Here is a 10,524-nt window from a genome sequence, read left to right on the forward strand (position 1 = left end):
GAGGCTGAACGTAGCAACGTCAGCCCCTCTCTTATCTGATATTAAATTAACCTACTACCAGAATGCAGTGTAAAGTGCTACTAAAATTCCTATGATAAGTAATGAACCAGCCGTAAAACTAGGGTGAGTTTTGAACATTGACTTATCAACTTCTAATCCATTAACTCGGGTTCCTTTGCTATTTTCTATCATACTAATAATATACATACCGATCATACAGAATATGAAAACAAATCCCATACGGTCAAGGAAAGGAATTTCATAAATACCTTCTGCGTTAGGAACAGCAAAACCTGCTGGGTAAAGGAATGACAGATCCATCCATCCTGGTAAGAATTTTAAGATACATGACATAACGAAACCACCGATCGTTGCAAAAAGAGCTGCGTTAGAGGTAGCTTTCTTCCAGAAGAAGCCTAACAAGAACATGGCGAAAATACCTGGAGAAACGAAACCTGTATATTCCTGGATGTATTTGAATCCGCCCTTTTCAATACCTAAGTGAGGCGCAATAATTACTCCAAGAATCATAGTAACCACAACTGTGATTTTACCAATATTAACTAGTTTACTTTCACTAGCTTCAGGATTAATAGTTTTTTTGTAGATATCTAATGTGAAGATAGTTGCAATACTGTTTGCTTTGCCTGCAAGTGAGGCAACAATTGCAGCGGTAAGAGCAGCAAAAGATAAACCCTTAAGACCTGCTGGTAATAAGTTTAGCATGGAAGGATAAGCTTTATCTGCCAGAACTTTTCCGCCTTCAGTCATTTCCTGGTGGAAGTTACCTGCGTTCTCTTTATAAAGAATATAAGCTGCAATACCTGGTAATACTACGATAATAGGCATTAAAAGCTTCAAGAAGGCTGCGAAAAGAATACCATTACGAGCCGTTGGAAGGTCAGCACCGAGAGCTCGCTGAGTGATATATTGGTTACAACCCCAATAGTTAAGGTTTACAATCCACATACCGCCTAACAACACGGTTAACCCTGGCAGATCCATAAACTTCTCACTGTCCTCTTTATCAAAGATCATGTGGAAGTGATCGTCAGCATTTTCCATCATTAGATTGAAACCGTTGATAACACCACTTGAACCGTAGTGTTCAGCAACAAGGTTAAGTGCAAGGTAAGTTGTAGCTAATCCTCCAAGGATCAGGAAGAAAACCTGGATTACGTCTGTATAACCAATTACTTTCATTCCTCCCAAAGTGATAATGATGGAGAAAATAGCAAGCGCATACATTATATAAGTTCTATCGAGACCAGAAATACCCTGAACTGCGATAGCTCCTAAATAAAGAATAGATGTTAAGTTTACAACTACATAAAGTAATAACCAGAACACAGCCATGATCATTGCTACTGTACCATTATAACGCTGGTGCAGGAACTGTGGCATTGTAAAGATCTTGTTCTTAAGATATACCGGAATGAAAAATGTAGCTACAATGATAAGTGTTAAAGCAGCCATCCATTCGTAGGTTGAGATTGCAAGACCAACCTGGAAACCCGAACCGCTCATTCCCACAAATTGCTCTGCAGAGATGTTGGATGCAATAAGTGATGAACCAATTGCCCACCATGTTAAAGAACCCTCAGCTAAGAAGTAATCTTTAGATCCTGAACTTTCAGAGCGCTTCCGGCGATATATCCAAATACCATAAATGGATACAATGAGAAAGTAAATTAGAAAAACAATGTAATCTTTCGTTTCGAGCCTATTCATTTGAAGAAAGGTTTATATAAATATTAATTAATTTTTCAAGATAATTGGAACCACAAGGTGAGAAAAAACAATTTAATTGTCAATACTACACCTAAAAATTCCTGATAATTGGCGGAGACACTTAGTGTCCGGAAAACACTCTTATTTCCGGGGCTTAAAGTATGAATATTTCCGATATTTTTTTAGCCCGAATGATTTTATTTCTCAAGGACCTGTCCTGAACTGTCATGCACAAACAAAATGCTATTTTTCAGTGAGTTAGGACCCTACAACTGCTTCAATTTCTTCAGCTCTTTTTTAGAAATTTTGAATATAGAACCGTGTCTGATACCAGCAGGAAGGGAGATTTTTCCAGATATATCTTCCCAGCTTTCTAAATCTTTAGAGGATATAGCTCCGTATTTGTGGTCGCGGTATTTATCAAAGTAGACAATCCACTCGTCTTGGCTCTTCAATACTGTTGGTCCTTCAGCCCAATAATTCTTAGTAATTGGAGCACTTGCTTTTGTGTAAGGTCCTGTTAAATTATCGGCAAAAGCCATTTTGATATTTTTCTGAACAGGCTCGCGGGTTTCATCCTTTATAAACATAACCCACCTCTTTCCGTCTTTCAGTATTGTTGCATCAATACTATTAAAGCCAGGATCATATAACACTTTCGTGTCACTAAATGTCTTGAAATCTTTAGTAGTTGTATAATACATCCGGTGATTGTAGCCTGCCTCTAAAGTACTCGCCGTTTCTGTGAATTTTTCAGGAATTGTACTTGCCCAATAGATCATGTACTGATCATTCTGGTGATCATATGTAATTTCGGGAGCCCAGGTATTTCTAACTGTTGGGGCAAAAGCCATCACAGGAAGAAATTGTTGGTCTGACCAATGGATTAAATCTTTAGAATTTGCATATCCTATTCCCTTATCCGTCCAGCTTACCGTCCAAACCATATGATAAAGCCCGTCCCTGCCTTTGATGATATTTGGATCACGCATCAATTTATCTTTGCTCACCTGAGGCCGAAGAAAGGAACTATCATTCTTCAGGGCCTTCCAGGTTAATCCATCCTCACTGTAAGCTAAATGCAATCCGTCTGCACCGTTACCTTTAAAGTAACAAAAGGCCCAAATTGGTTTTTTTTTTGCAGTTAAGCTTAATACAATAAGTAGTAATGGAATTACTAGAAAGATCCGTTTCATCTAAATTTAGTGTTTATACCGCTAAATTTAGACATTTTTCCGATCACTCAAATAATTGTTAATGGAACATTTAAAACCCATTAGGAAACGAAAGATTGTACGGATCAAGGTTAGTTCGAAGATATGTATATAAGGAATTGCTTATCACTAAGCCATTTTTCATCTGCTCATCCCTTAATCTTTGACCACGCTGGCCTGGTAATCGTACTTGATTTTTGTCCATCGGCTTGGCGCTCAAATAGGCTTCATTCAAAAACTCAGCTTCCTGACGAAACTCATCCTCTCCTGCGAAAGCTGCAGGATTAATTATTTGAAGGAAAACAGAGGCACACCAGCGACCGGGATCTTGTTTACGTCCGTAACCACTTAAGCCATTGGTAAGGGCCTCGACCCATATGCCAAGCGCCGTCCCTTTATAACCAGTAGCGATTCCGCCTAAAGGGAGAACAGAGGCGCCAGGGTTATTTGAAAAATCTGCAGGATCATCAGAAAGCTTTCCTTCATCAGTAATGATCCAGGGATGAGGAAGGCGTTTACCTTCTGCTTCAGCTTGCTGAATCTGACCATTAGCAGTTTCAGAGGTACTTATATCAAAAATAACTGAAGATGTTTTAGCGGGAATACCGGCTGCAATAGGATTTGAGCCTAGTATGGGAGTAATAGCCCCAAATGGAGCTACAGTTTTAGTGTTAGGATCTGAACAAGTTAGCATCATTAACAAACCTTCTTTAGTTGCTCTTTCAGGATACGCAGCAAGGCAGGCTATATGATGGCTTTTTTTGATCACTATCGTTACTACCGGATGTTCTTTTATGCGTTCCAATGCCAGATCAATAGCTTGATGGACAAGCCAGGGTCCTGGTAGAAAATTTCCGTCGAGCGTGACAGTGCCGCCAAAATCTTTCAATACAATGGCCTTTCCGGTAGATGACATACCACCTGTATCTAACTCCCCCAAATAAGCCGGTAGTAACCTCAAGCCGTGGGTTGTATGTCCCATCAGATCTGCTTCAACCAGGGTTCTCGCTACTGTATTTGCTATTGCTGTCTCCAATCCTTTAAGTGTCAACAGTTGAGTTGCATAATCAATTAGATCTGCCGCCTTAAATCTTCTTTGCTCGGATAGTGACATGCGTTTTAATTTGCTTGTTCTTGTAAAAGTAAGAAAGGGATACCTTTCAGCATCCCTTTAAGTTTTAATAACCTTTATTTTGTTGATACAATCCAGGGGCTGCATCTAGTTCAGACTGCGGTACCGGGTAGATAATATATTCCGGAACAAATGTTTGCATTTGCTTCGCTGTGTCCTCTGCATTCATCCAGGCAGGAATAACTGTTGTTACCAACCCACTACGAACAAGATCATGCCACCTTAAACCTTCTCCCGCGAACTCCCTTCTTCTCTCTTCCATCAGTTGAGGAAGCGTTACGTTTACAAGAGGGAGGGTTAAGCCGGCTCTGTTTCGAACTTGATTCACAATTGCATCAACTTCCAACTGGCTTCCGGGAGCTCCACGGAGGATACATTCTGCTTTAAGCATCATGATGTCGGTGTAACGCAACACGATAAAATTGATTGGCCAGTCTGTTCTATTTGCTGGAACTCTAGTGATATCAACATACTTCTTGATAAAGGGCCTTGATTCTGATTGGTTATTGAAGGTATATCCCGCTGTGTAAATGTTGAATGCTTTTCGAACGTCATTTGCAGCGTAACTATTTACAAGATTACTTGCAACCGGACGAATAGTTAAACCTCCCTGTACCGCCTTTCCTTGAGACTGGAAATAAGTATCAGGAACTAAAACCCAAGGGAAAGTAGCTCCAACAATAGGATTAAAGCCAGTTGAATATTGAATGTCAAAGATCACCTCAGGATTATTTTCATTGGTGTATGAGAAAATGTTGGCATAATTAGATACGAATGAGTATTGAGGAGCTGCTAATACTTCATTTAATAATGGCAATGCCAATGACCACTCATTCAAACCCAAGCCAGGACCTTCAAGATTATAAGTTGGACCTGAACGGGTCATATGTACAAGCGCAAGTAACCCCTTTGCTGCAAACTTTGTTGCTCTACCACGATCGGAGTTTAGATACACAGTCTTTGAGGCTGCGGTTCCAAAAGTTGCCGGTAAACTGTCTGCCGCAAATTTTAAGTCAGATATAATCAAATCATAAACTTCTGAAACCGGACTTCGTGGGATAGTCAGTGCCTCTGCAGCTAACACAGGCTTTGTAATAAGTGGCACCTCACCAAAATATCTCAACAGATCAAAGTAGAAAAATGCTCTTAAAAAACGAGCTTCGGCTTTAAGTCGAGTAGGTAGAATGGGATCTGTAAGTATATTTGAACGCTCTTCTAAGTTTTGCAGCAACACATTTGCACGAAAAATACCGTTGAAGTTTGCCGTCCATGCTTCGGAAACGTAAGGGTTCCCTGCAATAGTTTTTTGGAAACTATTTATACCTTCCCAATCTCGAACCCCTCCGTCTGAAACAGCATATAAATTATCGGAACGGGTTTCGGAAAGGTTTAACAGCCTATCTGGATATGCCCTAAGCGATGCATAAACTGCATTTGAACCTTGAATAAAATCGTTATTAGTTTGAAAAAAACTACTTGTTGTGGCGCTCGAAATTGGTTCCTGATTCAAGTCGTCTTTCGAACATGAGGTTATTAGAAGGGCTCCTATAACCAAACTATATATTATTGCTTTCATTTTGGATCGTATCTTGTTTTGAATAGAGAATGAGACTAAAACCATCACTCAAATTTTCAATTATTAAAAATTAATAGTTAGCCCGAACACTAACGATTTCGGCAAAGGTAGACCACCATAGTCTCCAGCTTCAGGAAACTCATCACTTCCACTCACATCCGTATTTGCCGCCTCAGGATTAAACCCTCCTTTATATTTATCATAGCCAAAGAAGTTTTCGGCAGTCACGTAAAGTCTCGCTCCTTTAATCTGCTTTAGCTTCATAGCTGAACCAAGATCATATCCCAGGGTTATATTTCGAACTCTTAAATAATCAGAAGAATACAACCAATCGGTATTTTTAATCCGGCCAAAAGTTGAATAAGCCTTACCTACTGTTCCATCACCTGGATTTTCAGGTGATCTCCAACGGTCACGATAAAAACCTAAAGCGTTGTCGGAAGCACCCTGTCCTGTTCTGCCTAGAGCCCTTCCTAATAGGGAATAGATTTCGCCTCCCCATTGTCCTTGCACTAAAAAGTTAAGGTCAAACTTCTTGTAGCGGAACGTATTCGTAATACCCCAGGTATAATCAGGATTTGGGTTTCCAACAATCATTCTGTCATTTGCATCAATAGTTCCATTTCCATCGGCATCGAAGTACTTAGGATCTCCTACTGTTTGAGAGCCAAATCGAGCAACGTTATTTCCAATATCCTCTTGTGTTAGTATGCCGATTTGCTTTACTACATAAATGCTGTAGATGGGTTCACCTACTTTAAGTATACTATGAGAAATATCAAAGGCAGATGGGATTAATAGTTGGCTCTGGCCGTTGGGAAGCTCCAACAACTTATTCTCGTTATGGCTGAAATTGATTGTGGTATTCCATTTAAAATTCTTAGCGGCAACATTTCTTGAAGTTAATTCGAGCTCCCATCCCTTATGACTAACCTTTCCTGCATTGTCAAGTAGGGTATTAAATCCAGTGGTTCGTAAAATGGGAACACGGAACAAAAAGTCACGATTTAACTTCCTATAGTAATCGAAAGAACCTGTTAGTCTGTTCGAAAACAAACCAAAATCCACTCCAACATCAAAGGTTTCAGATTTTTCCCAACTCAATTCGGGATTTGTGATACGTGAAGGAGCCTGCCCCGGAGCATTAGTGCTGTTGAAAGTATAGTTATTAAATCCAAGAATGGAGATCGCGTCATAGTCTCCTATACTATTGTTTCCAGTTTTCCCCCAACTAGCTCTTAGTTTTAAATCGCTAATCTGGCTAACCGATTTCATGAAAGGTTCTTCAGCAATTCGCCATCCTGCAGAAACAGAAGGAAATATTCCCCACTTTGTGTTGTAGCCAAACTGTGACGCTCCATCTCTACGCAAGCTGGCCGATAACATATACTTACTCTTATAGCTATACTGGGTACGACCAAAGTAAGAAATCAATACGTTTCTAGTTTCACCAGTGAATCCGGTGACACCAGCTGCTGCATTTAAGGTTGTAATAGAAGAATTACTATAACCACCGTTAGAAGCAATACGAATATTATTTATACTGTTCTGGTTATATGATGTACCCGCTAAAAGTGAAATATCATGATTTGCATTAAAAGTCTTTCTATAGGAAAGAGTATTTTCAGCAACAAAAGTCTGCCGTCTGTACCCAGTTTCAGAACCACTTGTCCCCTGATTAGGCTGACTTATACGACTCGCCAGGGAGCCTGTTATAGTATATGGTACAAAACTCTTCGAGGTGTTGTCTGTATTATCGAAGTTAACAGTTGAACGAAAGCTCAAGCCCTTGAAGATCTCGTATTCACCGAAAACAGTAGAAAGCGTTCGAAATCTTTTCGTTTCACCTGTCGTATATCTTAGTTTAGCTAAAGGGCTATTAGGAGAAGTGCTCCAAGAATACTGGCCGAATCCAAAAGTATTTACGTTCCAGGGATCATCCATTTGAACTGGAGTCATTGATACGAGCTGGTGAAGTATATTGTCTTTTCCTTCTACTCCAGGATCATTTGTAATGGAATAGGTTGGCGAAATGTTCAGACCGAATTTAAGCTTATCATTTGCTTTGACCTCAACATTCGCTCTACCAGAGTAGAAGGTATAGTCCATAAATTTTACCATTCCCTCTTGTCTGCTATAATTACCGGAAACGTAATAACTAACGTTTTCGGTTCCTCCGCTTGCAGATAAAAGGTAATTGTTCGTTAGTCCTTTTCTGAATGCCTGATCCTGCCAGTCAACCAACCTCAAACCGCCGTAGCCCTCCTGAAACCAGCGCTCATCGACCATGTAGCTGGTATTAAATGTACCATCAGCAACATTTATTTTTAAAGCGGAGCCGGCTGGGGGACTGTTTAAAACTGTTCTACGAGTTTGATAACTATCACTTGCCTGTGCACCATAGGAGCCGTACGTGGCTACATAATTTGCATTAATCATTTCTGTTGCGCGGTCAATCCACTCCGTAGGACTCAACATATCTAGCTTCCTATTTGCTTCTGTATATCCCACAAAAGAGTTAAAGCTCATTGTCGGCTTACCACTTTTACCTCTTTTTGTTGTAATCAATACTACTCCGTTGGCCGCTCTTGAACCGTAAATTGCAGCAGAAGCCGCATCTTTTAATACCTGTATAGATTCTATGTCATTCGGATTGATATTATCTAGTGGGTTACCAGTTGCAAAGTTACCTGCCCCATTGGGACCGGCATTACTTAAAGGAAATCCATCTATAACGTAAAGTGGCTCTTTACTGGCAGAAATTGAACCACCTCCACGTACCTGAATACTAAATGCCTTTCCGGGAGTTCCTGTGGTCTGTTTTACTTGAACACCTGCGATTTGACCAACTAAGGCCTGGTCTACCCGGGTAACCGGTCTCTCTTCAAGATTTTCAGGATTAAAAGAAGCGACGGCTCCTGTAACGTCTGCCCTTTTCTGGGTCCCATAGCCTATTACGACTACCTCCTGTAAGCTCTTGGTACTTGAACTTAAACTAACGTTAATCGTTGAGGCAGCTCCTACTGTAACTTCTTTATCAGCAAAGCCAATAAACTTGAAAACTAATACTGACCCTTTAGAAGCCGCAATGGCAAAATTTCCATTAATATCAGTTGTGGCGCCCTTTGTTGCGCCTTTAACCATAACAGATACTCCTGGTAAGGGTTCGCCACTTGGATCTTCTGTTACTTTTCCTCTTACAGTCAATTCTTGTGCGAAGACATTGAAAAAACTGAGTAATAAAGCTAGGAGCATTAATCCTCTCCCTGTTTTACCCTTGTTAAAGGGTCTCGTAGAAAAATTTTCCATCTTATTCGTCTATTAATTGGTTATTGTATGCGTGGGGCATACATGTTCAAACAAATATCTATAAAAAAGGATTAAGTTAACTCTCCTGTAGCATCCTGTACTATTTTTATACAAACAACCTGAAAGTAGGTTCACGTTCTAGGAGTATTCCTACGGGTTCCCTTTAATAAAAAAAGGAAAAAAATTTATGATTCGTTATCTTTTTATCTTGAAACGATATCTGTTTTAACTGTGCATCTTGCGTATTTCCTCCCACTCCTGTCGGTTGAGAGTCGGTCAAGATACGGTCCAGATATGGTTTAGATACGGTTAAAAGCAGGACAAGGTATCAGTTTTGTTATTTCTTCTTAGTTAAAATGACTTGAGGAGATGTGAAAGGGATTTGGATAGTAGTGCTTCGAAAATAATAAAGGCACCAAAGGGAAATACCCAAGGTGCCTTTATCAGAATTTATTTGTTTTTAGTTAAGCCTTCTTCTTTCTTTCAATTACTTTCTGAACTGCTTTGATGATATGCTCTGCATCCAGACCATATTTGGTCATCAGTTCTGCTGGTTTACCACTTTCGCCGAAGCTGTCGTTCACAGCTACATACTCTTGTGGAGTTGGATTATGCTGAGCAAGAAGCTGGGCGATGCTGTCTCCCAATCCGCCTAGACGGTTGTGTTCTTCTGCTGTTACCACGCAGCCTGTTTTAGCTACCGATTTCAGTACTGCTTCTGCGTCTAATGGCTTAATGGTGTGGATGTTGATGATTTCTGCATCGATACCTAGTTCTGCCAGTTTTTCACCTGCCTGAATGGCTTCCCATACCAGGTGACCTGTAGCGAAGATACTTACGTCTGCGCCTTCGTTCACCATCCATGCTTTTCCAATCTCAAATTTCTGATCAGGATCAGTGAAGATGGGAACTACCGGTCGACCAAAACGCAGGTAAACCGGACCATGGTGCTCGGCGATCGCCATAGTAGCTGCTTTAGTCTGGTTGTAATCACAAGGGTTGATCACTGTCATTCCAGGAAGCATTTTCATCATACCGATATCTTCCAGGATCTGGTGAGTTGCTCCGTCTTCTCCCAGGGTTAATCCCGCGTGAGAAGCACAGATCTTCACGTTCTTATCAGAATAAGCGATAGACTGACGGATCTGATCGTAAACACGACCGGTAGAGAAGTTAGCAAAAGTACCCGTAAAAGGAACCTTACCTCCGATAGTCATACCAGCAGCGATACCCATCATGTTTGCCTCTGCAATACCGATTTGGAAAAATCTTTCTGGAAACTCCTTAATGAAAGCTTCCATCTTTAGTGAGCCAACTAAGTCGGCACACAGTGCCACTACCTCAGGGTTCTTTTTACCAGCTTCCAATAAGCCGGCTCCAAATCCTGAACGTGTATCTTTCTTTTCTGTAAAAGTGTATTTCTTCATTTTTTAGTTGTGAGATATGAACCACCAGCTTTTAGCGTAAGCTATGCTAATGTTTCAAGTTCATCTATCAACCTTCGAGATTTTGCTTGAGCAGGAAGCTCAAAGCTGACCTCTCAAAGCTGAGGGTCTAATAAT

General features: G+C 40.5%; 6 protein-coding genes. All 6 read right to left on the bottom strand.

The genetic code is table 11. The features are described 5' to 3' along the window. Window positions 1-54: 54 nt before the first annotated feature. Window positions 55-1,731: a sodium/sugar symporter gene (locus J4N25_RS22295; RefSeq protein ID WP_207424024.1), complete on the bottom strand. Its 1,677-nt coding sequence runs from the start codon at window positions 1,729-1,731 to the stop codon at window positions 55-57. A gap of 266 nt (window positions 1,732-1,997) precedes the next feature. Next, window positions 1,998-2,927, bottom strand: a complete 930-nt coding sequence (locus J4N25_RS22300; protein ID WP_207424025.1) for a glycoside hydrolase family 43 protein — start codon at window positions 2,925-2,927, stop codon at window positions 1,998-2,000. A 70-nt stretch (window positions 2,928-2,997) separates the two neighbouring features. Next, window positions 2,998-4,059 carry an Ldh family oxidoreductase gene (locus J4N25_RS22305; protein ID WP_207424026.1) on the bottom strand — a complete coding sequence of 354 codons (1,062 nt, stop codon included), beginning with the start codon at window positions 4,057-4,059 and terminating at the stop codon, window positions 2,998-3,000. 64 nt (window positions 4,060-4,123) lie between these two features. Then, a complete protein-coding gene (locus tag J4N25_RS22310; RefSeq protein ID WP_207424027.1) occupies window positions 4,124-5,653 on the bottom strand; it encodes a RagB/SusD family nutrient uptake outer membrane protein in 1,530 nt (509 codons plus the stop codon). Window positions 5,654-5,716: 63 nt separating this feature from the next. Continuing rightward, window positions 5,717-8,962, bottom strand: coding sequence for a SusC/RagA family TonB-linked outer membrane protein (locus J4N25_RS22315; RefSeq protein WP_207424028.1), 3,246 nt, complete (start codon window positions 8,960-8,962; stop codon window positions 5,717-5,719). Between the two features lie 464 nt (window positions 8,963-9,426). After that, complete coding sequence (locus J4N25_RS22320) at window positions 9,427-10,389, bottom strand: transketolase family protein (RefSeq protein ID WP_207424029.1); 963 nt, start codon at window positions 10,387-10,389, stop codon at window positions 9,427-9,429. Window positions 10,390-10,524 lie beyond the last annotated feature (135 nt).

It is taken from the genome of Desertivirga brevis, assembly GCF_017355835.1.